The organism is Bradyrhizobium japonicum USDA 6 (assembly GCF_000284375.1).
Classification (GTDB): Bacteria; Pseudomonadota; Alphaproteobacteria; order Rhizobiales; family Xanthobacteraceae; genus Bradyrhizobium; species Bradyrhizobium japonicum.
On record NC_017249.1, the window covers coordinates 6,827,294 to 6,853,933 of the forward strand.

Below are 26,640 nucleotides of genomic sequence, written 5' to 3' on the forward strand. Positions count from 1 at the left end.
TTTCTTACGCGCGGAGCAATCCGCCACGGGTTCTTCATATTGAGGCAACTGACATTATCGGAGTGCGAGTTGCACCACTGACGCCACCAGTGACAATCCCGCGAGCAGCAAGAGAGCCAGCACCGTGTTGCGGAAGGTCTCGTCGTTGATCTTGCCGAAAAGCTTGAAGCCGGACCAAAGGCCAGCGACCATGAAGGGAACACCCAATGCGTACAGCGTCAGCGTTTCCTTCGTAATGGTACCGGCTACGGCCTGAGAGCTCGAGATGACAACGAACGCCACGAACAGCACTGGCTGAAACACCGCGCGCTGCATGTCCTTGGGCCAGCCACGCCATTGGCAGGAAATCGTCGAGATGACGCCGCCGAGCCCGGTCAGGCCGCCAAGCAAGCCGTTGGAGACGCCAATGGCGATATCGGCCCCGACTCCGATCTTCACCGGAGCGAATACGGGCTTCGTCAGGCCATAGATTGCGTAGAGCACCAGCAGAACCCCCACACCAAATCGGAGGTAGCCGGGGTTCAGGCAAGCGAGAATGCTGACGCCGATCGGGATGCCGATGACAGTTCCGAGCGAGAGCGGCCAAGCCTTCCGAAGGTCGAGGACATGTCGCAGCTTGAAGATGCCGTAGCCCTGCGTGAGCAAGCCGTAGCCTGCGATCAAGGTAGCGGTCTGCATCGGCGTGATGATGTGCAGCCATACGCCCGACACCACGAGGCCCATGGCGAATCCGGAAAAGCCGCTGACGAAGCCGCCAGCGAGCGCGGCAAGTGCGAAGAGAGCGAAGACAGGTACCTCCATGGGTCGTCTCCCCAAGAACAATGCAGGCGAGCACTTGGATGGATATCCATCTGACGGGGAGGTCGCGGGTCCCCGCAATCTTTGGCTCAACTCTTCGTGCTGGCAGTCTTGTCCAAGGCCGCGCGCAAGCCTTCGGCGAGCTTGACGGCGTCGTCGTTCGCCCAGAAGTGCATGAAGAAAAGTCGCGGCTGCTCATCCAGCATGTGGCTATGCAGCGCGGTCACCTCGATGCCGTGCGTGCGCAGCGCCAGAATGACAGGGTTGACCTCGTTGCCCGTCAGCACGAAGTCGCCCGTGATGGCCGCCTTCCCGCCCCCGGTCGGCTGGAAGTTGATACCGATCGCAACGCCCATGGGAGCGACGGGGGTCAACGGCATGCCGTCCTGCGTGATTGGATCACGTCGCTTCACGTTGAATTGGTAGACCCCACCGTTGGCCTGGCCTTTGCTGCCGATGATCTGGTCGAGCTTCGCGGTGTCGAGGTCTACGGCGGGCGCCGGGCTCGCCGGCGCTGCGACGGTCAACGGAGTCTTGCTTTCGGCAAGTGCATCGTGGATCGCAGAGGCGAGCTTGACCGGGTCCCCGTGCCCGGCGACATGCATGTAGAACGTCGCCGGACTGGCGCGCAGCAGATGATTGTGGATGGCGGTGATCTCGAGCCCGTTCGCGATCATCTTTGCCATCACGGGATTGATCTCGGTTTCGAGCAGCACGAGGTCGCCCATGACCATGGCGCCGCCGTGCGCAGGCTTGAACGCGACCCAGCCGCCGAGCGCCAGCGCCGGCTTGATCGTCACCCCGTCCAACGTCACGGAGAGATCGCTGCGGGGAAAGCCGTAGCGGTGGACGTCGTCCGAGACGGCGGGCTTGCGGCCCAGCGTCTCGTCAACCTTCTGCCAGTCGACGTTCTGCGCTTGAGCCTCCGAGACCGAGCCAAGGAGGCACGCGCCGAGACCGATGAACGCGAAGAGTGTGTTTCTCATTGATGTGCTCCTAAGCGATGCGAGCGCCGCACGGCGCCGGGGATCGGCTGAGACGACCTCGTCAATGCGCGCATCGATAAGCGCCGGCGCATTCGCCGTACCGATCGGTCCAGATAATTTGCCGGAAGAAATGGAGGGGTATGGTGCTAACATGCTGCGCCCTTGGTGATTAAGGACGCGATACTTGGGCATGTCGCCTCACGGGGAGATCGCACATCCCCGTAGCGGCCAATTAAAGCCCAGATGGCCGAACTGTCAATCTGCTCATTTTGGGGAACGCAGAGATCATCGAGGCACGGCACGAGGATTTCGCCGATCGAATGGAACGAAGTCGATTGCACGACAACTTGCCCTCGGCGAACGCGAGCCGGGTTCCAATCGGGTCCGGATCGTTCGCTAACGCTCCTCGGTCGGATGCACCCATTTGTACGGCGTGATGCTTTGCGCCGCGCGTGATCGTCGTGCGGTCATACACTTCCGGTTGACTTCCAGATGTATCGGCCAAATCGCGGCTCAATCCGCTTCCAGTGAGGCGTACTTCTTCTCGAAAGCCCACACCTCCTGAAAACCAATCAACGAGCTGAACTCGTTGAAGTCATAGAGCGGCTCCAGCACCGGCTTATCTTCGGCCAGCGCACTATAGATGTTGTTCAGAACATAAGCGGTGGCGAGCAGGCCGGCCGTCGGATAAATAGCCATCCGGTAACCGATTTCCCTAAGTTTATCCTGGCTGAGAATGGGGGTCCGGCCCCCGTGTAGTTGGTTCGAGACTAGCGGCACGTCCAAGGCCATTCCGATCTTTCGCATCTCCGCTTCTGACTCCGGACTCTCGATGAAAATGATGTCGGCCCCGGCTTTAGCATAGGCTTCGCCACGGCGGATCGCCTCATCGAGACCGAGTTGCGTGCGAGCGTCCGTGCGCGCGATGATTAGGAAATCTTTCGACGAGCGCGCATCGTTGGCGACGGCCAACTTGTTGACCATTTCCTTGACGGAGATCACGTGCCGGTTCGGCGTGTGGCCGCATTTCTTGGGGTTCTGCTGATCTTCAAGCTGGATCGCCGCGGCTCCGGCCTTCTCGTAGCCGCGGACCGTATGATGAACATTCAGCAGACCGCCGTACCCGGTATCGCCATCGGCGATCAGCGGCTTGTGCACGGTTTGGGCGATAATCTGCACGCGGTCCAGCATCTGCGAATAGGTCGCTAGACCGGCATCAGGCAGTCCGAGGTAAGACGCCACGACCCCATAGCCTGTCATGTAAAGCGCGTCGGCCGTGGTGCGATCGGCGAACTTAGCCGAGACCAGGTCGAAGACACCGGGACAGGTTACAAACGGCTTTTCCTCGATCAACCTTCTAAGAGTTTTGGATGTCATCGTGATCTCCTCAACTGATTTTGGATGATGAGGTGGCTGCGATCGTCACGATTGCCCGGAGGCGGCCAGCGCCGCAGTCCTCCTGCGCGGAAGCATTCAACAGATTGCTCATGGCCTCTATTGCTATCCGTCAATAGCTATTTGATAGTAGCAATATGAAAATTCAACGCTTGAACCTCGACATCACGCAATTGCGAAGGCAGTTGATGGACGCTTCCCGCCGGTTGCGCAATGAAGCCACCGCGGACGATCGATCCTGGGCGCGGTTGCTGGTGCTGGGTGCGATCGACCGCCACGTCGAATCGGCCACACCTTCGGTGCTCGCGGCCGATGAAGGCATGCGCTCTTCAAATCTTGCTGCAGCGCTGCGCTCCCTCGAAGCGCGCAAGCTGATCGTGCGCACGCCGGACACGAAGGATCGGCGCAAGGTTAGGCTTCGGCTTAGTTCAGCGGGGCGGCGATTTCTTGATGACAGCCGCGCCCGCGGCGAGCGCTGGCTCACCGAAGCCATGGATGCATGCCTCACAGCCAGCGAGCGCTCGGACCTGATCAAAGCCGGGGCGTTGCTCGACCGCATCACAGCTTATTCCAAGGCGGCAATGCCGCGCAGCCGAAAATCGTGAGAATTCCGTAGGACTAATTTCAGTTTGAATGCCAGCAATTGGCCGATAGCGGGCCTACCGCGCCTGCTGCGCGACGGCAGCTTTTGATCCAGAGTAGACGACGGCCCTCGCTCTCGCAATGTCAGCAATTGCCCCGTGCGGACGTCGTCCAGTTCCTTGCAGCAGCTAACGTGAGCCCGTCGCAGGTTGATGATCGGGACTCGCCTGAACTAGCGCTCTTCGGTCGGATGCACCCATTTGTACGGCGTGATGCTTTGCGTCGCGGTCAGCTTGATCATGTGGACGGGCGGTGCGGAACGCCCTTTTCGGCATGACCGGCACTTGAGCGAGGCTTCCAGCTTCCAGATCGGCGTATCGCGCGGGCGGCGGATCGCATCGAGCGGCAGGCTCGCGCGCGCCTTGCACCTGTTGCACTCGACCTCGAGCCAGCCCATGCCGCCGTTGAGGCATTGCGCGATCGTCGGAGACGGCTGCGAGGGGCCACCATAGCCTTCCATGCGGACCGACCAGGCCTCGGCTTCAGCCCGATCGGCCGCACGGACCGCCTTCCTGGCTTCTTGGCGGGCGTGCCTGGCGGAAATCTCCGCCCCCATGATCCGGCCGCTCCAGATGACTTCCCGCGATTTGGTGCCCATGCCGCCACCAAAGCTGCGCCCGACAGCGTTGGCAAATTATCGATCGCTAGTGGGTCGGATCCGCAATTCGGTACTGCGTGTCGTGGGTGTGGACAACTGATGTTGCAGTTCCCAAGGCGATGCACCCAATCCCCCCGCGGGTTTTCTCATGGTGGAGCGAAGGTCGCCATGAAAGACGACCTCCGCTCCCCCCTATTCGGCGGCTTGCGAAACGCGCCCGGTCCATTCATCGGCAGGAGCCGATCGCTCGCCCGATGGAAGCCCCCGTCCCTTCACCAAGCCGAAAATTGCAGGGATTACGACCAGCGTCAGCAGTGTCGATGACGTCATGCCGCCGATCATCGGCACCGCAATGCGCTGCATGATCTCCGATCCGGCCCCGGTGCTCCACATGATCGGCAGCAGACCGGCCATGATGGCAACCACCGTCATCATCTTGGGCCGCACGCGCTCGACCGCGCCCACCATGATGGCATCGTGGAGATCCCGGCGCGTCAGTGGCCTCCCCTCGGCGCTGCACCTGGCTTTCACCTCGGCCAGCGCGTGATCGAGGTAGATCAGCATGACGACACCCGTCTCGGCGGCGACGCCTGCGAGCGCGATGAAGCCGACCGCGACGGCAACGGACAGGTTGAAGCCGAGCCACCACATCATCCAGATGCCGCCGACCAGCGCGAACGGCAGCGACAGCATCACGATCAGGGTCTCGGTCATCGCCCGGAAGTTCAGGTACAGCAGCAGGAAGATGATCGTGAGCGTCACGGGCACGACGATCTTCAGCCGGGCGGCCGCGCGCTGCAGATATTCATACTGGCCGCTCCACACGACGTAGGTGCCGGCTGGAAACCGGATGCTCTCCGTCACGGCGCGTTGCGCGTCAGCGACGTAACTTCCGATGTCGCGATCCCGGATGTCGACATAGATGTAGGTCGCGAGCTGGCCGTTCTCCGTCCGGATCGACGTCGGCCCGCGCGCGGGTTCGACCTTCGCCACCTCGCCGAGGGGCACGGCGCCGCCCGACGGCATCGGCACCAGGATGTCGCTGGCGATGGCCTTGGGATTGTCGCGGAGGTCGCGCGGATAGCGCATGTTCACCGTGAACCGCTGCCGTCCCTCCACGGTCGTCGTGACCGTCTGACCGCCGAGCGCGGCCGCGATGGTGTCCTGGACGTCCTGGATCAGGATGCCGTAACGGGCGAGCGCCTCACGGTCGGGAACGATCTCGAGATAATAGCCGCCGATGCCGCGCTCGGCGTAGGCCGACGACGTGCCGGGCACGGTCTTGATGACGCGCTCGATCTGCTTCGCGAGCCGGTCGATCTCGGCGAGGTCCGTGCCCATGACCTTGACGCCGACCGGCGTGCGGATTCCGGTGGAGAGCATGTCGATGCGCGCCTTGATCGGCATGGTCCAGGCGTTGGAGACGCCCGGAAACTGCAACGCCTTGTCCATCTCGGCGATGAGACTGTCGACGGTAACGCCGGAACGCCACTGCTCCTTCGGCTTCAGGTTGACGACCGTCTCAAACATCTCGGTCGGGGCGGGATCGGTCGCAGTGGCGGCTCGTCCCGCCTTGCCGTAGACCGAAGCGACCTCCGGGAACGACTTGATGATGCGGTCCTGCATCTGCATCAGTTCGGCCGCCTTGGTGACCGAAATGCCGGGCAGCGTCGTTGGCATGTAGAGCAGCGTTCCCTCGTTCAGCGCCGGCATGAACTCGGTGCCGAGCTGGCGCGCCGGCCAGATCGTCACCGCAAGCACGACGAGCGAAGCCAGGATGACCAGCGTCTTGGCGCGCAGAACCCCCTTGATCACGGGACGGTAGACCCAGATCAGGACGCGATTGATGACGTTCCTGCTCTCCGGGACGATCCTGCCGCGGACGAAGATCACCATCAGCGCCGGCACCAGGGTGACGGACAGCAGGGCCGCTGCGGCCATCGAGAAGGTCTTCGTGAACGCCAGCGGGCTGAACAATCGGCCCTCCTGCGATTCCAGCGTGAAGATCGGCATGAACGACACGGTGATGATCAGCAGGCTGAAGAAGAGCGCGGGGCCGACCTCGGATGCCGCGTCGATCAGGACCTGCACGCGCGACTGATCGGGCCTCGCCCGTTCGAGGTGCTTGTGCGCGTTCTCGATCATGACGATGGCGGCGTCCACCATGGCGCCGATGGCAATCGCGATGCCGCCGAGGCTCATGATGTTCGATCCCAGCCCGAGCAGCTTCATGGCGCCAAACGCCATCAACACGCCGACCGGCAACATCAGGATCGCGACGAGTGCGCTGCGGACATGCAGCAGGAACACGATGCAGACGAGCCCGACGACGATGCTCTCCTCAAACAGCGTATGCCTGAGGGTATCGATGGCCGCATAGATCAGGTTCGACCGGTCGTAGACCGGCACGATCTCGACCGATTTCGGCAGGCTGCTCGCGATCTCCCTGAAGCGCTTCTTGACGTTTTCGATGACGTCGAGGGCGTTGACGCCGAACCGCTGCAGCACGATGCCGCTTGCGACCTCGCCCTCGCCGTTCAATTCGGCGATGCCGCGCCGCTCGTCGGGCCCGAGCTCGACGCTGGCGACGTCCCGCAGCAGCACCGGGGTGCCGTTGCTCGTCTTCAGCACGATGTTGCCGAGATCGTTGATGCTCTTGATGTAGCCCTTGCCGCGGATGACGTATTCGAACTCGGAGAGCTCGACGGTGCGGCCGCCGACGTCGGCGTTGCTGGAGCGGATCGCCTCACGTATTTTCTGCATGCTGATGCCGCGGTCGCGCATCCGCTGCGGGTCGAGGACCACGTTGTACTGCTTGACGAAGCCGCCGACGCTGGCGACCTCGGCGACGCCTTCGGCCTTGGCCAGCGCGAATTTCAGATTCCAGTCCTGGATCGTGCGCGTGTCCGCCAGGTTCAATTCCTTCGATATGACGGCGTATTGGTAGACCCAGCCGACGCCGGTCGCGTCGGGCCCGATGGTCGGGGTGACGCCGGCGGGAAGCCTGGACGCCGCGCCGTTCAGGAATTCCATGACGCGCGACCGCGCCCAATAGATGTCGGTGCCGTCCTCGAAGATCACATAGACGAAGGAGACGCCGAAGAACGAGAAGCCGCGGACGACCTTCGATTTCGGCACGGTGAGCATCGCCGTCGTCAGCGGATAGGTGACCTGATCCTCGATCACCTGCGGCGCCTGACCGGGATACTCGGTGTAGACGATGACCTGCGTATCCGAGAGATCCGGGATCGCATCCAGCGGAAGGTGAACCAGGGCATAGAGGCCGGCGGCGGCCGCGAAGCCGGTCCCGAACAGCACGAGCAGCAGATTGCGCGCCGACCAGGCGATGATGCGGGCGATCATTTGCGATCTCCCGTTGCATCGCCAGGGCCGGCGTCGGAGGCCTGGGACGCCGCCTCGCCAAAACCCTTCAGCGCCGCCTTCAGGTTGCTTTCCGCATCGATCAGGAAGTTGGCGGAAGTCACCACCGCCTCGCCGTCCGCGAGACCCTGGCGCACCTCGACATAACCGCCGCCGCGACGGCCGAGCTTGACTTCCCGCGGCTCGAAGCGCCCTTCCCCCTTGTCGACGAGGACGGCCTGCCGGCTGCCGGTGTCGAGCACCGCGCTGTCCTGTATCGCCAGGACGGGCGCGGCATCGGCCGTGTCGATGTCCGCATCGACGTACATGTCCGGCAGCAGCACAGCGTCCGGATTGGCAAGCTCGATCCTGACGCGAACGGTTCGCGTGTCGCGGTTCACCTGCGGATAGACGACGGCGATTGTCCCGGTGAAGCTTCGGCCGGGGAAACTGCGCGCGCGCACCGCGACGGACTGCCCCACCGCGATGTTGCCGAGATCGCGCTCGGCCACGTCGACCAGCGCCCAGACGACCGAGGTGTCCGCGATCCGGAACAGGACGTCGCCGGGATTGGCCCGCATCCCTTCGATCGCGTTGCGTTCGAGCACGACCCCGTCGCGCGGCGCGGACCAGCGTATGGACACGGGCGCGGTGCGCGTCTTGTCCATCTCCGCGATGACGGACTCGGGAACGTCGAGATTGACCAGCCGCTGCCGCGAGCCGCGGCCGTACATCTCGACACCGCCGACCGTCTTGGAGGTGATCGTCGCGAGATATTCCGCCGCCGCGGACGCCACCGCCGAACTGTAGATCTCCATCAGCGGCTGGCCGGCCTTCACGCGCGTGCCGGTCGTCACGTCGGCGACCTTCTGCACGAAGCTTTCGGCGCGCATCGCGATCACCGACACGCGGCGTTCATCGAGCTGGATCGTGCCGGGCGCCTTCACCGAGACCCGGATCGAGCGCCGCGCGACGGGCTCGGACTTCACGCCCGCGCGCTGGATCTTGCCGGGCGACAGCTTCACCGTGCCGTCGTCGGCGTCGTCGCCTTCGTAAACGGCGACATAGTCCATCCCCATCGGATCTTTCTTTGGGACGGTCGACGTATCGGGCAGCCCCATGGGATTGCGGTAGTAGAGGATTTTTCGCGGCGAAGCCGCCTGCGCCTTCGGCGGCGCCGGCGCGACGGCCGCGCCATCGTCGTCGTAGACCGGCAGATAGTCCCGCCCGCGGTCGTCCTTCTTCGGACCCGCGGACCAGAGCGGCGCACCGCTTGGATCGCGGTAGTAGAGCGGCGTTCGCTCCGCGGCAGCCGCAGCCGATGTCATGTCGGCCTCAGCGAGCCAGCCCGCACCGTTCGAATGCCAGTAGTCGCCGGCCAGGACCAGGCCGCCGCCCAGCACAAGTGCCGTCAGGAGACGCAGCGTTTTCATGTCGTGTATCCGCGCGCCCGGGAGCGCGCGTCCGTGTGAAGGAAAATGGGGAATGTCGGGCGCCGCCGGGCAGCGCCCGAACGCTCACTTGACCGCCGTGACGATCACCTTGCCGGTGACCGTCTCCGGTTCGCCCTGCACCTTCACGGACAGCGTCATCTGGTAGCGGCCAGCCATCGGCAGGTCCGTCTTGAAGGCGTACACACCCGGCTCCCTGGACGGCAGCGGCGCGACCGCCGATTCCATCTCGGCCATCCCGTCCGGGGCCATGTCGAGGCGGGTCTTGAAGATGACCGCGTCCGGTATCGGCTTGCCGGTCTGCTTGTTCGTCAGCCGAACGGCGAGCGTGACGTCTTCGCCCTTCTTCATCTGCGGCGTGACGGGCTCGAAGGCGTAGTCGCCCGCGCCCGCCATCGCGGCGGACGCGGCAAGCGAAAGGGTGGCGGCGAGAGCCGCGGTGCTGATTTTGGAAAGCATTGTCCTGTCCTCATGAATTGATCTTTCGCCGTGGCGCGTGAAGCGCGCACGTCAGTCGTCGTCGCGAGCAGGCATGCCGCTCGCGTCTCGGGCTTTGCGAGATCAGATTCGAGGAGGTCGGAAAGGAGGACTGCCGCCACGGAAGGAAACGACCTGATCCGGGGGAATAGCCATCGTGCTGGCCACGACGGCGAGACGTTCGAACGCCACAGGCCTGACATCACCGAGCGCGATGGTCCCGCCGACGCAGCAGAAGCCCATCCCGCACTTGTAGTCGCCGCTATGGGAGCCCGTTCCCTTCATGTCGGGACAACAATCGTCCATCGACATGGCGGCGTCGCCGCTCATGTGCATGGCCGTCTGCATGCCATCCGACGACATTGCGAGGTTCGCCGCGGACGCGCCAACCGGCAGCATCGCCAGGGAGATGGCGATGGCGACTGCCAGGATGGTACGGACGAACTGCATCAATATCGACTTACCTTGTCGGGCCGGAACTCGGTCTCAGTAGCATATTCGGACACCAAAGGCAGTCATTGATCGTGGTCAAGCGTTCGTTACCCAGGCTCGTCCGGAGGCCGGGTTGGACGTTTCGTCGCGGTCCCTCGGACTATCGTGCAAATCGGCAACACAAGGCCGCCATCGACCGACCGGTCCGTCCAGCAGCCCGCGGGGATGTTGACGCGCCCATCCCCGGATGCCAGTTTCGTGATCGGTAGTGCCCGCAAGGGCTCTTCAAGGGAATGCGGTGCGTCCACCTCAGTGGGCAATTCCGCGGCTGCCCCCGCAACTGTAGGCGGATAGCCGACGACCAAACGAACCACTGGAGCCCCGCTTGGGCCTCTGGGAAGGTGGTCGAAGGCGATGACCCGCGAGCCAGGAAACCTGCTACCAGCCATGGTCACGCGCGAACGCATTGGGCGGGGTGCCCTGATGTCGGACAAGTAGCCGGTGCATCCGCCGCCTGGGGCGAAGGTGGATGACTAAGGCAACCGCGGTGACGGTTTGTTTGCGTCGCCGCAGAGCGTTGTCATGCAAAATCTTTATTTCCGTGCTGGCGCGAGGCCAGCGTTGTCGCGTGCTTTCCTGATTACCCTGCTCTCGTCGGTGTCCTTGTGGTCCGCGGCGCTCGCGCAAAGCGCGGCGCAGGACAACCGCTCCCGGGAGGTTGGCCCGGTGATCGTCACCCCGCCTGCTCAGAGACAGGCTCCCGCCATAAGCCCCGGCACCCAGAAGCCGCGCGCGGCCCGGCGCGCCGCGGGACGCAATCGTGGCGCCCCTGCTGTCGCCGTTCCGGCCACGCAAGCTCCGAGCGGCCCGGTGCAGACGCCGCTCAACACGGCCGCCGTCACCGACGTCGGCTCCCGGCTCGGCATCACGGCGCGGGAAATGCCGGCGACCGTCGAGGTCATCAGTCAGAAGACGATGGAGGATCTCGGCATCAGGACCACGACCGACGTCGCCAAGGCGGCGGTCGGCGTCATCGGCGGCGATGCGCCCGGCGCGCCCGCCATCTTCTCGATGCGTGGCTTTTCCGGCGACCAGATCTCCACGCTCTACAACGGCATCCCGATCGGGCCGTCGACCATGACCGGCCGTCCCATGGACGTGGCTGGCCTCCAGCAGGTCGAGATCATCAAGGGACCGGACTCGCTGGTGGCGGGCCTCGGCGCGACCGGCGGCGCCATCAACTACGTGAACAAGGTGCCGCATACCGGGCCTATTATCAACGACGCCTTCACGTCCTACGATTCCTTCAACGGTTATCGCGCCGGTTACGGCTCGGGCGGCAGCACGCTGATCAACGGCCTCGACTACCGCTTTGACATCAGCCATTTCAACAACAAGGGCTTTATCGACGACACCTATTCGAAGCTCAGCAACGTTTCGGGCCAGCTGAACTATCGCGTCAACGAGAACCTGAAGATCTGGGGCGCGGCCGAATACAGGCAGGACAACGACCGCTTCTACTGGGGAACACCGCTGGTGCCCGCGAACGCGCCGGGCATCGTGCCGACGAACGGCATCGTGTCCGGTCGGTGGAGCAACTATTACCTCGGCGGCGGCACGCCGGTACCTGTCACCATCGACGCGCGCACGCTGACCACGAACTACAACGTTCTCGACAATCACAGCGGCGCTGGCGAGCTCTGGCTACGCAGCGGCTTTCAATGGGACATCACCAACAACGTCTCGCTGAAAAGCCAGGTCTATGGCTATGACGCCCACCGGCACTGGTTCAACAACGAGATTTCGTCGTTCGACCAGACCGTAGGCAATTTCGCAGGCGCGCAGAGTATCTATCGCGAACGTCTGGCGCTGGATCACGCCCAGCGACTCTACGGCAACATCACCGACCTCACCGTTAATTCCAGTCTCGGCGGAATGGACAATCGCTTCGTCGCCACCGTGGCGGCGAGCAGCAACCAGTTCAACGTCTCGCAGGACACGCTGTTCTTCAACGACTACGTCGACCTCCTCAACCCGGATCGCGGCCTCTACGGCCCGCGCAGCGACGAGAAGATCTACACCCATCTCGACACCACCTCGCTGTCGTTCGAGGACCGGCTCAAGCTGACCTCGACCTTCGCGCTGATCGGCGGCATCCGTTTTGAGAATATCGAGCTATCGCGGACCCGCTTCGACGAGAATGGCCTCCTGAAAGCCAACTATCCTTTCTCCAAGACGTTCAATCCGGTCACCGGACGCATCGGCTACACCTGGGACATCGCGCCCGGCGTAATGCTTTACAGCCAGTACGCGACGGCAGCCGACCCGACGGTGGCGAACATCTTCATCCTCAGGCCCACGACGCCACTGCTGCTCACGACGTCGCGGACCTACGAGACCGGCGTGAAGCTGCTGTCGGCCGACAAGCGCGCGGAGGCCACGTTCTCGGCCTTCGACATCGAGCGCAAGAACGTCTACGTCCCCGAAAGCGGCATCCTCTTCAACGTCGCCGGCAAGATCGCCTCCAAGGGCGTCGAGATTGCCGCCGCGGTCAATCCGGTCGCAGGCCTGAAGCTGTGGGGCAACGTCGCCTTCGTGCAGTCGCGCTTCATCGACTTCACCTATGTCGACGGCAATGGCGACTTCCAGTCCTATTCGGGCAAGACGCCGCCCAACGTTCCCAACTTCATCGCCAACGCCGGAGCCTCCTACCGCTTCGACACGAAACTGCCGGTGGAGATCGGCGGCCTCGTCCGTCACGTCGGCGACCGCTTCAACTTCCAGGACAATTTGGTCACGATGGACGCCTACACGATCTTCGACGCATACGCGTTCGTCGATATTCCAAAGGCGTACTTCCCGACCGTCGACCAGACCCGGATCAGCTTTCGCGTGAGGAACCTGACCAACAAGCTCTACGCCGCCTGGGGCGATCCCGGGTACACCGACCAGATCATCCTGGGCGCGCCGCGCAGCTACGAGGTCGCAGCTTCGTTCAAATGGTAGTCGCGGATCACCTTGCCCTCGCAGTGGCGGGAGCTGTCACGCGACAGTAGGACGCAATCGCAAATCGATTGCGCCGTTGAAGCCGCAGGTCTGGAGAGCTATCGATCAACGAAACCTGCCTGCCATCGGGAGGAACGCATGAGCACCATCACCGGCGGTTGTCACTGTGGCGCGATCCGCTATCAGGTCGAGGGCGAAGCGATCGTGCATGCGCTGTGTCACTGCCGCGATTGCAGGCTTCACGCGGGCGCTCCCGTCGTCGGCTGGACGATGTACGCGGACGATGCCGTCAAGGTGACCAAGGGCGAGCCCAAGGTGTATCAGTCCTCGGAACATGCCCGGCGGCACTTTTGCAGCGACTGCGGAACCGGCCTGTTTTATGTCAATGCCGACATGTTGCCCGGGGTCATCGACGTCCAGAGCGCGACCTACGACGATCCCGATGCCGTACCGGCGACGATGCACATCCAGGTCGCAGAGCGCCTTGGATGGATGGAGCGCGCGCACGAACTGCCGACATTCGACCGCTATCCTCCGCCACCGTAGCAGCGCGCGCGAAGCGTTCGCCGTCTAGATGGAACCGCACAAACACCATCTTGCAACGACCGGATGATCTCACGTAGATTGATCGGCGTGGGGACGAAGCAGACTCCCCGTGAGACCTCGGTCCAAGCTCTGCGCAGCACGCCATTCGTGGAGCTTGCGCATGGATACCGAACGCCACTCTCCTCTCCGCCATACCGTTGCCATCCTCTCCCGCGGCGACGCTGCCGCGCGCCGGGACGCGACGGCGCAAAACAGCCGCTTCGTCCGCGTTTTCGAAGCACTCGCTGTGGTCGGCATCGACGCCCGGCCGGTGATCTACGACGAGATCTTCGCCGACGCCGTCCGCGATCAGCTGCTCGCCGTCGATGGCGTGCTCGTCTGGGTCGATCCGATCCATCAGGGCAAGACGCGCGAAGCCCTCGACCCGCTGCTTCGCGAGGTTGCGGCGCAGGGACCATGGGTGAGCGCCCATCCCGACGTGATCCTGAAGATGGGCGTCAAGGACGTGCTCTACCGAACGCGTCATCTCGGCTGGGGAGCCGACACGCATCGCTATGACACCGCCGCAAGCTTCCGCGACGAATTTCCCGCGCGCCTTCAGGCGAACGGTCCGCGCGTGCTCAAGCAGAATCGCGGCAATGGCGGCCAGGGGGTGTGGAAGGTGGAGGCCCTGCCCAACGCGGACGGCATGGTTCGCGTGCTGCATGCGCAACGCGGCAGCCTGCCCGAGGACATGCCGCTCGATGCCTTCCTCGCCCGCTGCGAACCGTATTTCGGATGGGGCGGCTGCGTCATCGACCAGGCGTTCCAACCCCGCCTGCCCGACGGCATGATCCGCTGCTACATGAGCGGCGCCAAGGTCGCGGGCTTCGGGCATCAATTGATCAAGGCCCTGATCCCGCCGCCGCCGGAAGGCCCCGACGCACCCGAGGCGCAGCCGGGTCCGCGGATCATGCACGGACCCGACGCTTCGCAATTCCAGGCGCTCCGAAGATCGATGGAGGACCAATGGACGCCGCAGCTGATGGACACGCTCGGCATCGACGAACCGTCGCTGCCGGCGATCTGGGACGCGGACTTCCTGTACGGGCCCCGCGACGCCGCAGGTACCGACACCTACGTCCTGTGCGAAATCAACGCGAGCTCCTGCTTCGCGATTCCCGACGACGCGCCGGCCGCCATCGCGCGAACGGTGAAGCACCGCTTGCTCCGGACTCAAGCAGTGCGTTCGGGCGCATAACGGGACGGCAGGATACCCCGATAGCATCCAACACTAGTCACATGAATCTAAAGTTCGCCACATAAAGTCTGCTGGGCTTTGTGGCAAAAGCGTTTGACGGAAGCCAAGATCTGGTCTGCGGACTTGGTCCATTTGAAGGGCTTCGGGTTGTTGTTGTGCAATTCGATGAAGGTACGGATGTCGGCTTCGAGCTGCCTGACGGAGGTGTGAACACCTCGCCGGATCTGCTTTCTGGTGAGTTCAGCGAACCAGCGCTCGATCTGATTGATCCACGACGCGGAAGTCGGCGTGAAGTGGACATGATAGTGCGGCCGGCGAGCGAGCCACGCTTTAATCTTGGGGGTCTTGTGGGTAGCGTAGTTGTCCATGACGATATGGACAGCGAGCCCCTCAGGGATTTGAGCGTCGATCTCTTTGAGAAACTTCAAGAACTCGAGCGCCCGATGGCGCTTGTAGCATTTGCCAATGACGAAGCCGGAAGCGACATCGAGCGCGGCAAACAGCGTGGTCGTACCATGCCGCACATAGCTATGCGTGCGACGTTCCGGCACCCCAGGCATCATCGGCAAGACCGGCTGCTCGCGATCGAGTGCCTGGATCTGGCTTTTCTCATCGACACTGAGGACAACGGCTCGGTTAGGCGGCGACAGATAAAGCCCGACAATATCGCGCACCTTATCGACGAATAGCGGATCGCTCGATAGTTTAAATGTCTGGCTGCGGTGCGGCTGCAAGCCGAACGCCGTCCACATTCGGCGGATCGTGGTGTGAGAAAAGCCAGTATCCGCAGCCATCGAGCGGATCGACCAGTGCGTTGCGTCGGGCGGCGTCGTACGCAATGTCCGCTCGATTACCTCGGCAACCTGATCATCGTCGATGGTTCGAGGGCGGCCCGGGCGGGCTTCGTCAAGCAGGCCATCACAACGATCCTTCAAGAATCGGCGGCGCCACTTGCCGACGGTGTGTTCATGGATGCCAAGTTCGGCAGCCACAGACTTGCTTGGCAGACCATCTGCACACCGCAGGATCGCGCGGCATCGCTCAGATAGCGATCGGGCTACACGATGACGACGAACTTGCCTCTCCAAGTACGCCCGCTCCTGCGAACTCAGCACCAACGGCGCGATCGGCCGGCCTTTCACACCTGCATTCGCCACGAGCGCTCTCCTCTCTAGAGATCCGAGCGATCAACTAATGTCACGAACTTCCGTTCCAGATGACTAGGGCGTGGACTCATAACGCGCCGCCAGCCGTAACCGGATAGATGCGAGTTGGACGAAGGCGAGGTAGTTTCCCGCAAGCCTGTCGTAGCGCGTCGCCACACGACGACATTGTTTGATCCTGTTGAAGAACCGTTCGACCTGGTTGCGAGCGCGATAAAGGTACGAGCTGAAGCAGATCGGATCGCTGCGATTGCTTTTCGGGGGATGCTGGCCCACGCCCCCTTTTTCACGGCCAGCTCTCTTATCCAGTCGGCGTCATAGCCACGGTCGGCAAGCGGCATTGACCCGGGCTTCAGGCGAGAGGCAGTTTTCCGGCAAGTCGAACGTCGTGGGCCTCGCCGGGGCTCAACGCCAACCGTACCGGCAAACCATTGCGATCGACCACCGCGTGGATTTTACTCGTCAAGCCGCCGCGTGACACTTCCCATCGATTGGCGCCGATTCCCAGTGATGCAGGCTCCATGCTGATGCACGCGGACAATCGAGGTGTAGATCATCTGGACAGCGGCATCGTAGGCAGCAGCAAGCGCGTCTATGATGCGGCCCCAGACACCAGCCCGCCGCCACGGACGAAGCGGTTGTAGCATGTGGTGTACGGACCAAACGTCTCGGGCAGATCACGCCAAGGTGCTCCAGAGCGCAAGACCCAGAAGATGCAGTTGAGGACACGACGGTCGCTAACCCGAAGAACGCCGCGCGGCTTGTTCGGCAGCATGGGCTTGATGGCAATCCATTCATAATCGGCGAATTCGTAGCGCACGATTCGAGCCCCCAGTTTGGATGCTTGAATCACGGGGTCTAGCCAGGCGCAACGCTTCCGGGCAAGCCCCGGCTGGACGCTTACGGGGGTAGAAGCGGACATCAACCGACCGACGACCCCGCCGAAACCGTCGAAAATGACCCAAAGCCGACCTCTTACCTTTCGGGGAAGAGCAGAGACAATTCGGCCCGCAACTGCCAATTTGGCGTGCCGGTTGGACGAACAACGTTGTAGTAGCCGGATATGTACGCACTCACAGGCTGGTCGCCGAGCTTGAAGATTCGACCAACACCGCCACCAACCGGTACGGTCCACTGCTGCCCTGATGCTGCCAACCAGTTCGCGGTGATCACTGGTGAACTTGTCAGGAACCAGCCGTGCGCCATGTTGTAATTGACAAATGGCTGCGCGAGAAATTGGTTCACGCTCTGGCGCAGTGGATCGCCGCCGACTGACCATTGATTGTTAACGAGCACGCCGATCACCCAGTGTCCGGGCGTTGTCAGGAAGACGGCTGTGGGACCGAGCAGAACTTTCCCCTGTCCAAGAATAGGATCGGTCGCAGACGGAACTGTAAACACGGGGCCGAGGCCCCAAATCAGTGAGCCTGGATGAGTGGGGGTGAAAAAGAACTGCTGAGTAATGTCGCCAATTCCATTCGTGTTGTTGTTGAAGAACGGACTGGGCTGACTGACGACGGGCATGATGGTGCGCGAGATCACGTTCCAGTCCGCGTTGATGCGCAGCGGTATGACTGGCTGAATGTTGAGAACTTCCTGGGTGCGGTTGAACGGCCCCGCGTTGAAGTTCGTATTGCTCTGGAACGGGACGCTGACAAGATCGGCGATGGGATTCTGCGATTTTTTGGCGAGGTCTTCGTCTTCGGAAGGTTCCGCAGAATGCCCGGCTCTCGGCGTGACCGTATCGGGAAGGCCACGCTCAAATTTGTAGTTAGCGCCAAGCTTGACCATTTGAAGGTCGCGGTTCAGCTGGATCGGCGGGACGGTGGGCGAAGTCCAGTTTCCTAGCCCAATGTAGTCGTATTCGAGTTTGAGCGTCCAATTCGGCTTGAAGCCGTACTCGACACCCACTCCTGCCAGCCAACCGGCGCTGGTGTTGGACCCCTGCCAGTTGACGCCGGGGAAGCTCAGCGTGGCATTGCTATGCACCCAGCCGCCGCCAAGTTTGGCATAGAAGAGCCACTCGTCCTGTACGAGGCCGGCGCGGCCTGCGATCGTTCCAATCCAGTTCTGCCTCACGGTGCCGAGGGTAGGTGTCGGAAGCGGAGGATGGCCAAAGGTCGCCCCATCGAAATCGCCTTCCACGCCAAACAAGAGATGACCGACCTGGAAATTGTAGCCGGCCTGAACGCCACCGATGAATTCGGTGATGCCGCCATAGAAATTGTTGCCTGGAATATTCAGGCTCCCGTTGGTCCACGCCCCACCGAGATTTGCGCCGAGATAAAACCCCGACCAATTGTACGTTGGCGAGGGAAGCGGCGCAGCCTTCACCGGCATATCCGCGGCACGCGCGGTGACACTCACACAGATTGCGAGCAGTGCAGCGCTTCCAAGGAACGGCTTCATGACGCCCCCAAAACAGGGTAACGATACTGCCATTTTTTCCCGTAGCCCCATTCAACTATAAAGCGTTGCTTTCCGCTGTCTCTCACGGGCCACACCCGCGAAAAATCCGATTTGCCGTATTGGGCGAGACTGCGTCCAAACAGATGCTGCGAAACGCCGCATCACGTCATCGCGAAATTAGCTCCTCAAAGGGGTTTGGGAGGCCAAATGACGCAACAATTTTCGCTATTCGTCGGCACGTTCACAACCTTACTGGCGATTATTAATCCGTTTGAGGTTCTACCTGTGTACCTAGCGATGCTGTCCGGCAAGGACAACGTGGCGCACCGATCGGTTGCCCGGAGATCTTGCCTTTACGCTCTGCTTCTTTGCTTTTTCTTCCTGGTCTTTGGCACGTTCCTGCTGCGGTTGTTTGACGTGCCCCTGAGCATGGTCCGTATTGCCGGAGGATTAATCCTTATGAAGATCGGGTTTGAGCTTTTCTCTCCTTCATCCGGCGGGATGGCGAGACCCGCGGCGGAGGCGAATGGGACCGACGGCGCCTTTGTGCCACTGGCAATGCCGCTAATGTTCGGACCTGGCGCGATCGCCACCATCCTCGGTATGACGTCCACGATCAAGAAGTCCTCAAATGAGCTTGCCTCATTCATGGCCATCGCGGCTGCGATCGTTGCCACAATGCTAGTCACCTTCCTATGTCTTGCCTATGCGGCGAAGCTGACGCGGGCTCTGGGCCGGCTCGGGATCGATGCGGCCACACGGATTGTTGGCTTCTTTGTCGCAGCCATGGGCGTCGGGCTGGCGTTTGATGGCGTGATCGAGGCCTTAGTGAGCCACGGCATGTCGTCGCTGCACTAGCACGACGACGGGCACAATCCGGTTCAACCATCTCGTGAATGTCGCCTGTTGGCCCATCGCGACATACTGCGCTGCCGCACGAACTTGGTCGCTATGGGAGCAAAGCGGACGTGGTCACCAGTCACATGACGCCGCGTACACGGCTTAGTGCGTCCCGCACCGGCAGCGCTCGTAATCGACGGGATCGTGGCTGTTGACGATGCTCACGCGGTCGCCGTGGTTGAGCTTCAGCGCGCGCAGCCGCGCCTGATTGGCGATCCGCATCTTGCGATCCATGTCGCCGCGGCGCTGGAAGTAACCCAGCATCAACGGCACGCGCGGCGATGGGGCGAGCTGGGCGTGGTGGAAATAGCTGTCGCCGGCATGCAGCAGCCATTTGTCACCTGATCGCACCGCGATGCCGCAGTGGCCGAGCGTGTGGCCGGCGAGCGGGATCATCAGGATGCCGGCTTCCTTGTCGCCGAGCGCACGCACGCCCTTGAAGCCGAACCAGTCCTCGCCGGCCTCACCATAGAATGTCCAGTCCGGGCCACGGCTCCACTGCCCCGTGACATAGCGCCCTTCGGGCGGCGCGGGCTTGCGCAGCACCGCCATGTCGTATTCGGCGCGGTGGACGTGGATCGCGGCATGGGGAAAGTCCGGCACGCCGCCCGCGTGGTCGCGGTCGAGATGCGTCAGCAGCACGTGGCGCACATCGCCGGGTGAGTAGCCGAGCGCCTTCACCTGCTCGACCGCCGTCTCCGCCGGATCCAGCCTTGGCGCGGTTTGGCGCAGCCATCGATCACCCAGCCGATCGGGCGCTGCGATATCGCCGAGACCGATGCCGGTGTCGACCAGAGCGAGGCCGTCATTGGTCTCGATCAGCAGGCAATGGCAGACCAGGCGGGCGCGCTGGAACAGGCTGCCGGTGCCGTTCACCAGCCGGCGGCCGATCGGACACATCGTGCCGGTGTTGAGATGGTGGATCTTCATCGCGCGTTCCTGCCTGTTGTGAGCGGAAGCGTTCTTGCCACCTGATGATCCATAGGTAAAATATCGAATAGTGATATTATCTCTAGGCTAGTCCTATGGACATCCGCGAGCTTCGCTACTTCGCCGCCGTCTACCGCGAGCGCAATCTGACCGCAGCCGCGCGCGCATGCTTCGTGTCGCAGCCGTCGATCTCGACCGCGATCACCCATCTGGAGGCCGAGCTCGGCACCACGCTGTTCATCCGGCACAAGAAGGGCGTCGCGCCGACCGCCTCGGCGGAACAGTTTCATGCGCTGGCCCGCCGCATCATCGACGAGGCGGACGCCGCGCGCAGCCTCTTCAGGAAACCGAATACGAAGACCACGGTGACGCTGGGACTGATGCGCACGCTCGACGTCCCCCGAACGATCGCGCTGCTGAAGCCGCTGACGGCGCGCGCCGACATCGCGCTCCGCCTCGTCGGCAGCGACGAGCGCGCCGATGCGCGCATCATCTCGAAGAGCATGCTCCGCGCCGACGAGCATTTCGTCGCGCTGTGGAGCGAGCGCTATGTCGCCGCACTTCCGCCCTCGCATCCGCTGACGCTGAAGGAGAAGCTGCGGACCGCCGATCTCGCCGGCGTCCCCCTGATCGACCGCTGCCATTGCGAGCAAAGCGAGTTCTTCGGTCGGAGTTCACAACGAAGGCAGACCGCGGCGATCGCGCAATCGGAGGATTGGGCGATGGCGCTGGTCGCGGCCGGCGTCGGCATTGCCATCGTCCCGGAAGGCGCGGCGCGCGGCAATCCCGACGTCACCGTGCGCGAGATCGAGGTCAAGGTTCGGCGCGAGGTCGGCCTCGCCTACCGCGCATCCGTACCGCTGGCGGATGCGCTGAAGGAGTTTGTCGGGAAGCTTCAGAAGCAGCGGCGCAAGCCGGATCGGATCGATCCACGGCGTAACAAGCGCAGGAAGTCCTAGCCCTTCGTGACCACGGCGCGCCCGTAGGGCGGCTGGCTCATGACCGGCGGATTGGCGGTCTGGGCTGCGAGCTCGCCGATCAGGCGGTCGGCATCGGCCGCCATACCGTCGGGCGCCTGGATCACCAGGCGCTCAAGCGCCCAACGGTAGGAGGAGACGCGCTGCTCCAGGCACTGCTGCACCCACTGCACGATCAGCGAGTTCTCCTGCATCCGCGCGACCGCATCGTCCCTCTCCCTTGGCGAGAGCTCGGAGACGCGCGTCATGCTGGCATCGCGCTTCCTGTCGAGATCGATGACGCGGATCGCGGAGGCGAAGAACGGCTCGAAGCGGGTGATGTCGTTGCGGACGTCCTCGATCAGCTGCGCATAGCGCGACGAATGCGAGCGATGCGGCTCGTCGATCAGCGTACGCCCATACATGGTGCGGTCGAACACGACCTTCTGCTGCCAGGGCGACGGCAGCGCCCTGTAGTCGCCGAATACGCTCTTCCAGGCCGGCCGCGACAGCGGCGGCTCGATCATGGGATAGGCGAGATCGCGAAGCTGGCGCTCCGCGTCGGTGAGCTGGAATTGGGACGACTTCAGGCCGAGACTGCCGGTGGCCTCGGCGCCGAGCCAGCGGTGCATGTCGTCGCTGCGCATGTCAGCGCGGGTGCGGCCGAAATCGCCGCCGCTGCACGCGCCGAGCGTCGCACCAACGAGTGCAAGAAGGACGGCCGTTACGACGGGCCGGATCTGGCGGATGGCATCCGGCATTGCAAAGGCCGGATGCTAGCGGCGACGACGACGGCGCCCCGGCGCTGTGCCCTGCTCCGGCCCGCGATCGCCGCTCGTCTCTTCCGTCTGGCGCTCGATGCGGATCACGGGGAGGATCAGAATCGTTCCCGTTTCCGTACGCGGCGTGGCATCCCCCGACGAGCCTGCCCGGCGACCGGCCGGAAATTCGATAATGGTCCCCATATCAGCTCTCTATCAATTGCCGCGCGACCGAGCGCACTGGTGCAACGTGCGTTCATTAAGATCAGTTCATGGTTAACGGGGTGTAAACGCGCCTTCCGGACCGTAACTTCACGGGCGGCCTCCCGCGTCCCGTTGCGGGACGACAACACCTGAAATGATGGGGTCGACTTCACGCCTCGTTTTCCTTAACGAGCCTTTAAAGGAACCCGCGTTAGGCTCGCGGACGAGTATCTTTTCCAGGTCGCGTATCTCTCCATGACCAAGTCGCTGTTTCCCGGATTCGACGGGCTGATGAGCCTCTCCCGTCGCGAAGGCGTCGATGTTCGCCCGACGCTGCTGCGCGTGCTGACGGACCTCTATGTCCAGGCCCCCACCCACAGCGACGACGAGCAGCGCCAGTTCATCGAGCTTGCGACGCGGCTGATCGATCAGGTCGACGATGCGACGCGCGCGGCCGTCAAGGCGAAGCTTGCGATCTATCCGCAGACGCCCGTCCCGGTCCTGCAGAAACTCGGGCTGGTTGCGACCCAGGAAGGCCGCAGGGTTCCGCTCGCGCGCGAAATTCGCAACTCCCCGCAGGCGGCTTCACCTGCTCGCACGCCGACCGACGCCGAGTTGCGCATGGCCGCCAACATGGCGATGCAGCCGAAGGAAGCGGCCGAGATCCACGACATGTTCTTCCGCGCGGATGCGACCCAGCGCGCGCTGGTCCTGTACAATCTGGCGCAGACCCCGCTCAAGGCCGCGCCGCGGATTCCGACCGTGCGCGCCAAGCGCGCGATCCAGATCCTGGAGATGGCGGCAATCGCCAATGATGTCGAGAATTTCACCTACGAACTCGGCGACAGCCTGATCCTGCCCTCGCGCGTCGCAGCGCAGATCGTCGACGATGCCGGCGGCGAAGCGCTTGCGGTCGCCGCGCGGGCGCTCGACATGCCGAGCCCGAACTTCCAGCGCATCCTCCTGTTCTTCAAGCCGGAGATCGGCACGTCGGTCGATGCGGTGTACCGGTTGTCGCGGCTCTACGACCGGCTCAGCGACCGCTCCGCGCTGGTGATGCTGGCGGCCTGGCGCGGCTCGACGCTCGCGGTCACGCGCGCAAAATACCAGTCCTCGCTGCATGACAGCGAACGCCAGCGCGCGCGTGCGGGGGCCAACCAGACCCGGCCGGGCGTGCAGCCAGGCTCGGCGCCTGCGGTGCGGACGGGCACCGACGGATCGGACCGCTAGGTCTTCGCCAATTCGAGGAAGTGACGGCCTGTGCGGTCCTCGGTCTCGACGATCCAGGCATCCGGATCGAAGCGGATTTCCTTGGTGAGGCGCTCCTCGATGGTGTGCTCAGGCAAGGGCTCCTGCGCGACCGGCACGAAGAAGCGATCGACCGGGCGGCCGTCGTCATAGACGGTCTGCGGTGCCGGCGCGTACAGCATCGCATTGCCGTCGAGCAGCGACACCTTCACGAATACCGCCCCCGCCTCCTCGGCACCGCGACGGCGCACCGCCCCGAACACGCCCTCGGTCTGGCACCGGCGCAGGTAGGCGGAAACCCAGATGTTTGATTTCAAACGCATGAAGGGCACGATAGGCCAGTGCTGCAATCAGCACCAGCCTGCGCACAGCGATGACGCTTATTCGACCGGGTGGCCGATCGCGGCCGCGAGCTCGCGCAGCAGGCGGTCGGACACCTGACCCGTCACCTGCATCTTGTGCTCGCGCTCGAATTTCTGGATAGCGGACTGCGTCTCGGCGCCCATCGTGCCCGTGATCTTCAAATTGCCATAGCCGTACTCGGACAGTGCGCGCTGCACGCCGGCGATACGCCGCGCGGCCGGGCTCTGCGCCACGGGAATAGGCGCCGGCGGCCGCGCGATGGCGACGGAAGGCGGCGCGGACGTCGTTTGCTTGACCAGATTGGTCATCGGATCGCTCGCGCGCGGCGTCGATGCAGTCGCCTCGACGGGCTTCTCCGGGGCCTTCTCAGCGGCGCGCTCGGCAGGTTTGGGCTCGGCGCGAAACTCCGTCGCTCTCGGCTCCAGCGGCGAGGTATCGGCGCCGACCGGACGCGGACGCGGCAACGGGTTCGACAGCGGCACGGACGACGGCGCGGGAAGATTGATCACGGTGCCGAACATCGGCGCCGGATGCCGGCCAGTCTGAAGGAACAGCGCGTTGGCAACGATCGCGCTGACCGCGGCGACGGCGACGAGACCGGCCAGCGTGTCCTTGGGACTGTGCAGCAGGATGCGCATCGCAAGATTGCGCTCGGTCTCGACATCGATGACTGCGGCCTTGGCGCCACGGCGGCGCGGAGCGGCATCGTCCTTGGCAGACTTCTTAGGCACTTTTCTTCACCAGAGCGGGTTGGTCGTGAGATTGGTCCTGAAGCTCATGGCGCGGCACCGGCGTCAGCGTCGCGATCTTGCTCTCGGCCGCCATCCTATCGGACGTCTTGGCCTGCGGCGGCGTGTAGACGAGCGGCAATCTGACGGTGACGGAGGTGCCCTCGCCGAGCCTGCTTTGTACAGTCAATTCGCCGAGATGCAACGCCACCAGACTCTTCACGATCGAAAGTCCGAGACCCGTGCCTTCGTGACGGCGCTGATAGGTCTTTCCGGCCTGGAAGAACGGCGCGCCGATGCGCTTGAGATCATCCGCCGCAATGCCGACACCGGTGTCGCTGATGCGCAGCGCGAGCTGCGATCCGGACACCGCGGCCGATACGGTGACCTGACCACCGCGCTCGGTGAACTTGATGGCGTTGGCGACGAGATTGAGCACGATCTGCTTGAAGGCGCGCGGATCGCCGGTCATGACAGGCAGGTCCTGCGGCGCATCGGTGACGAGGTCGATGCCGTTCTCCCGCGCCTTCAGCGCCAGCAGATTGCAGCAATGCATCAGAGAGGCGCGCGGCGCGAACGGTTCCGACGCAATCTCGAAATTGCCCGATTCCATCTTGGACATGTCGAGGATGCCGTTGACGACCGACAGCAGATGCTGGCCGGAATCGTTGATGAGCTGGGCATATTCCTTGCGCTGGGCCGCACCCAGCATCAGGGTCTGCTCCTGCGCGATCATCTCGGAGAAGCCGATGATGGCGTTGAGCGGCGTGCGCAGCTCGTGGCTCATGGTGGCGAGGAAGCGCGTCTTGGCGGCATCGGCCGCTTCTGCGGCGCTGCGGGCCTGATCGAGCGCCTGCTCCGCGAGCTTGCGATCGGTGACGTCGCGCATCACGCCGACGACTTCCGCCTCGGGCGTCGAGTCACTGTCGATATCCTGGCGGCCCATGTCCTGATCGAGCGGACGGCAGCGCATCTCGACCCAGATGAAATCGACCTGGCCGCGCTCCGATCCGGCCGGCTCCCGCCGCAGCCGGAACTCGACGCTGCGCACGTCGCCGCGCGCGGCATCGGACAGCGCGGTCAGATAGGCCGGACGATCGGCGACATGGACGCGGTCGAACAGGCCGTGGCCGAGCAGCTGCGCGACGGGCATGCCAAGCATGGCTTCCACCGCCGGCGAGATGAACTGCACCGCACCGTTGCGCCGATGCCGCGAGATGACGTCGCTCATGTTGCGCGCCAGCAGGCGATAGCGCTCTTCCTCGCGCAACAGCAGCGCAACGCTGGTGCGCGCGAGCGATTCCGCACCGAAGGCGAGGCCCGCAGCATAGAGCGTCGCCGAGGCGACACCGAACGCCATCAGCACGCCGCGTTCTGCGGCGCTGGCGTCTCCGGCCGGCAGCCAGCCGAGCTGTCCGGCAAGGATCAGGACGCCGGCGCAGGACAGCGCAAGCAGGGAGGCGAAGGCCGCGACGCGGCGCGAGGCCGACAACGCAGCTTCCAGGGGAACCACGACCAGCCAGATCGCGGCGAATGATTCGATGCCGCCGGTGGTGCCGGCAACCGCCATGATCAGGCCGGCGAGCGCCAGCGACGACAGCACATGGGCGCCTTCATAGCGGCCGGTGCGCGACAGGAACCATGACAGGAGAATGGGGGCGATCAGCCACGCGAAGGCGGCGACCTCGATCGCGCTCGGCGCGCCGCGCGTGGCGAGATAGACCGGGAATGCGGCAAACGCGGCGAGGCTGCCGAGCAGCCGCGGCGCCATGAAGGCACGATGGCGCGCTCGCGTCAGCGCGTCGTAACGCGCGGAGGGATGCAGCAGTGCATCGAGACAATCGCGGATGATACTCAAAACTGTCACGGGTCTCGCGCTTCGGCCCACTCGTCGAGAAGACGCGCCGGAACGCCTCCTTATCGTTGAGCCACCGTGTCAGAGCGACCTTAAACGAGTGCTAAGGCAATGCGGCCCGCCGCCGGACACCGTGTCATCGCGGACATTTTTAGGCGATTTGACCACGTCATCATCGGGGATGGTGAACAC

Annotated in this window: 23 protein-coding genes, 1 pseudogene and 1 riboswitch; of the genes and pseudogenes, 7 read left to right on the plus strand and 17 right to left on the minus strand. The window is 63.5% G+C overall.

From position 1 onward, the window contains the following. Positions 1 to 54 precede the first annotated feature (54 nt). From BJ6T_RS32090 to BJ6T_RS32100, 3 genes are all read right to left on the minus strand, one after another. Positions 55 to 801, minus strand: coding sequence for a sulfite exporter TauE/SafE family protein (locus tag BJ6T_RS32090; RefSeq protein ID WP_014496728.1), 747 nt, complete (start codon positions 799 to 801; stop codon positions 55 to 57). 86 nt (positions 802 to 887) lie between these two features. Continuing rightward, the gene (locus BJ6T_RS32095) at positions 888 to 1,784 is read right to left on the minus strand and encodes a DUF1259 domain-containing protein (protein ID WP_014496729.1); all 897 of its coding nucleotides are present in this window, start codon (positions 1,782 to 1,784) and stop codon (positions 888 to 890) included. A 513-nt stretch (positions 1,785 to 2,297) separates the two neighbouring features. Continuing rightward, on the minus strand, positions 2,298 to 3,161 hold the full coding sequence (locus tag BJ6T_RS32100) for an isocitrate lyase/PEP mutase family protein (protein ID WP_014496730.1): 864 nt from the start codon (positions 3,159 to 3,161) through the stop codon (positions 2,298 to 2,300). Between the two features lie 170 nt (positions 3,162 to 3,331). Here BJ6T_RS32100 and BJ6T_RS32105 point away from each other — a divergent pair, with 170 nt between their 5' ends. Beyond that, positions 3,332 to 3,784, plus strand: a complete 453-nt coding sequence (locus tag BJ6T_RS32105) for a MarR family winged helix-turn-helix transcriptional regulator (protein ID WP_197538865.1) — start codon at positions 3,332 to 3,334, stop codon at positions 3,782 to 3,784. A gap of 209 nt (positions 3,785 to 3,993) precedes the next feature. Here the strand turns inward: BJ6T_RS32105 and BJ6T_RS32110 are convergent, their stop codons facing one another. The 5 genes from BJ6T_RS32110 to BJ6T_RS32130 form a co-directional block, all read right to left on the minus strand. Further along, positions 3,994 to 4,419, minus strand: a complete 426-nt coding sequence (locus BJ6T_RS32110; protein ID WP_014496732.1) for a hypothetical protein — start codon at positions 4,417 to 4,419, stop codon at positions 3,994 to 3,996. Positions 4,420 to 4,611: 192 nt separating this feature from the next. Further along, positions 4,612 to 7,782, minus strand: a complete 3,171-nt coding sequence (locus BJ6T_RS32115) for an efflux RND transporter permease subunit (RefSeq protein WP_014496733.1) — start codon at positions 7,780 to 7,782, stop codon at positions 4,612 to 4,614. After that, positions 7,779 to 9,212 (minus strand): efflux RND transporter periplasmic adaptor subunit, encoded by a 1,434-nt coding sequence (locus BJ6T_RS32120; RefSeq protein WP_014496734.1) that lies wholly within the window; start codon positions 9,210 to 9,212, stop codon positions 7,779 to 7,781. Before BJ6T_RS32120 ends, BJ6T_RS32115 begins: the two co-directional genes overlap by 4 nt. Before the next feature lie 84 nt (positions 9,213 to 9,296). Beyond that, positions 9,297 to 9,689 (minus strand): FixH family protein, encoded by a 393-nt coding sequence (locus BJ6T_RS32125; protein WP_014496735.1) that lies wholly within the window; start codon positions 9,687 to 9,689, stop codon positions 9,297 to 9,299. Positions 9,690 to 9,791: 102 nt separating this feature from the next. Then, positions 9,792 to 10,157, minus strand: a complete 366-nt coding sequence (locus BJ6T_RS32130) for a hypothetical protein (RefSeq protein ID WP_014496736.1) — start codon at positions 10,155 to 10,157, stop codon at positions 9,792 to 9,794. Positions 10,158 to 10,388: 231 nt separating this feature from the next. Beyond that, positions 10,389 to 10,596, plus strand: a riboswitch (cobalamin riboswitch). Between the two features lie 125 nt (positions 10,597 to 10,721). On the opposite strand from BJ6T_RS32130, the gene BJ6T_RS32135 reads away from it, so the two are divergent. The 3 genes from BJ6T_RS32135 to BJ6T_RS32145 all read left to right on the plus strand — a co-directional run bounded on the left by BJ6T_RS32135 (position 10,722) and on the right by BJ6T_RS32145 (position 14,931). Continuing rightward, a complete protein-coding gene (locus tag BJ6T_RS32135; RefSeq protein ID WP_043900278.1) occupies positions 10,722 to 13,145 on the plus strand; it encodes a TonB-dependent receptor in 2,424 nt (807 codons plus the stop codon). Positions 13,146 to 13,283: 138 nt separating this feature from the next. Then, the gene (locus BJ6T_RS32140) at positions 13,284 to 13,691 is read left to right on the plus strand and encodes a GFA family protein (RefSeq protein WP_014496738.1); all 408 of its coding nucleotides are present in this window, start codon (positions 13,284 to 13,286) and stop codon (positions 13,689 to 13,691) included. A gap of 160 nt (positions 13,692 to 13,851) precedes the next feature. Further along, a complete protein-coding gene (locus BJ6T_RS32145; protein ID WP_014496739.1) occupies positions 13,852 to 14,931 on the plus strand; it encodes a Cj0069 family protein in 1,080 nt (359 codons plus the stop codon). 47 nt (positions 14,932 to 14,978) lie between these two features. Here the strand turns inward: BJ6T_RS32145 and BJ6T_RS32150 are convergent, their stop codons facing one another. The 3 genes and pseudogenes from BJ6T_RS32150 to BJ6T_RS32160 all read right to left on the minus strand — a co-directional run bounded on the left by BJ6T_RS32150 (position 14,979) and on the right by BJ6T_RS32160 (position 18,503). Then, positions 14,979 to 16,088: an IS630-like element ISBj5 family transposase gene (locus BJ6T_RS32150; RefSeq protein WP_011085265.1), complete on the minus strand. Its 1,110-nt coding sequence runs from the start codon at positions 16,086 to 16,088 to the stop codon at positions 14,979 to 14,981. A gap of 63 nt (positions 16,089 to 16,151) precedes the next feature. Continuing rightward, a pseudogene (locus tag BJ6T_RS44030) lies at positions 16,152 to 16,869 on the minus strand (IS5 family transposase). 200 nt (positions 16,870 to 17,069) lie between these two features. Next, entirely contained in the window at positions 17,070 to 18,503 is a 1,434-nt protein-coding gene (locus tag BJ6T_RS32160) for an outer membrane protein (protein WP_014496741.1), read from the minus strand. Between the two features lie 207 nt (positions 18,504 to 18,710). Here BJ6T_RS32160 and BJ6T_RS32165 point away from each other — a divergent pair, with 207 nt between their 5' ends. Continuing rightward, positions 18,711 to 19,361, plus strand: a complete 651-nt coding sequence (locus tag BJ6T_RS32165) for a MarC family protein (protein WP_014496742.1) — start codon at positions 18,711 to 18,713, stop codon at positions 19,359 to 19,361. A gap of 144 nt (positions 19,362 to 19,505) precedes the next feature. Here BJ6T_RS32165 and BJ6T_RS32170 read toward each other — a convergent pair whose 3' ends face one another. After that, positions 19,506 to 20,333, minus strand: coding sequence for an MBL fold metallo-hydrolase (locus tag BJ6T_RS32170; RefSeq protein ID WP_014496743.1), 828 nt, complete (start codon positions 20,331 to 20,333; stop codon positions 19,506 to 19,508). Positions 20,334 to 20,428: 95 nt separating this feature from the next. Here BJ6T_RS32170 and BJ6T_RS32175 point away from each other — a divergent pair, with 95 nt between their 5' ends. Further along, on the plus strand, positions 20,429 to 21,292 hold the full coding sequence (locus BJ6T_RS32175) for a LysR family transcriptional regulator (RefSeq protein WP_014496744.1): 864 nt from the start codon (positions 20,429 to 20,431) through the stop codon (positions 21,290 to 21,292). On the opposite strand, the gene BJ6T_RS32180 is transcribed toward BJ6T_RS32175, so the two are convergent. Further along, complete coding sequence (locus BJ6T_RS32180) at positions 21,289 to 22,050, minus strand: hypothetical protein (protein WP_014496745.1); 762 nt, start codon at positions 22,048 to 22,050, stop codon at positions 21,289 to 21,291. The genes BJ6T_RS32175 and BJ6T_RS32180 overlap by 4 nt on opposite strands. Before the next feature lie 15 nt (positions 22,051 to 22,065). After that, on the minus strand, positions 22,066 to 22,254 hold the full coding sequence (locus BJ6T_RS44035) for a hypothetical protein (RefSeq protein ID WP_014496746.1): 189 nt from the start codon (positions 22,252 to 22,254) through the stop codon (positions 22,066 to 22,068). A gap of 255 nt (positions 22,255 to 22,509) precedes the next feature. Between BJ6T_RS44035 and BJ6T_RS32185 the strand changes: the two genes are divergently transcribed. Further along, positions 22,510 to 23,484 (plus strand): DUF2336 domain-containing protein, encoded by a 975-nt coding sequence (locus BJ6T_RS32185; RefSeq protein ID WP_014496747.1) that lies wholly within the window; start codon positions 22,510 to 22,512, stop codon positions 23,482 to 23,484. On the opposite strand, the gene BJ6T_RS32190 is transcribed toward BJ6T_RS32185, so the two are convergent. From BJ6T_RS32190 to BJ6T_RS32200, 3 genes are read right to left on the minus strand one after another with little or no spacing between them, the layout of a single operon-like run. Further along, a complete protein-coding gene (locus tag BJ6T_RS32190; protein WP_028169736.1) occupies positions 23,481 to 23,825 on the minus strand; it encodes a DUF1491 family protein in 345 nt (114 codons plus the stop codon). The genes BJ6T_RS32185 and BJ6T_RS32190 overlap by 4 nt on opposite strands. A 57-nt stretch (positions 23,826 to 23,882) precedes the next feature. Next, positions 23,883 to 24,596 carry a peptidoglycan-binding domain-containing protein gene (locus BJ6T_RS32195; protein WP_014496749.1) on the minus strand — a complete coding sequence of 238 codons (714 nt, stop codon included), beginning with the start codon at positions 24,594 to 24,596 and terminating at the stop codon, positions 23,883 to 23,885. Further along, positions 24,589 to 26,460 (minus strand): PAS domain-containing sensor histidine kinase, encoded by a 1,872-nt coding sequence (locus BJ6T_RS32200; protein ID WP_028169737.1) that lies wholly within the window; start codon positions 26,458 to 26,460, stop codon positions 24,589 to 24,591. Before BJ6T_RS32200 ends, BJ6T_RS32195 begins: the two co-directional genes overlap by 8 nt. Between the last annotated feature and the right edge of the window lie 180 nt (positions 26,461 to 26,640).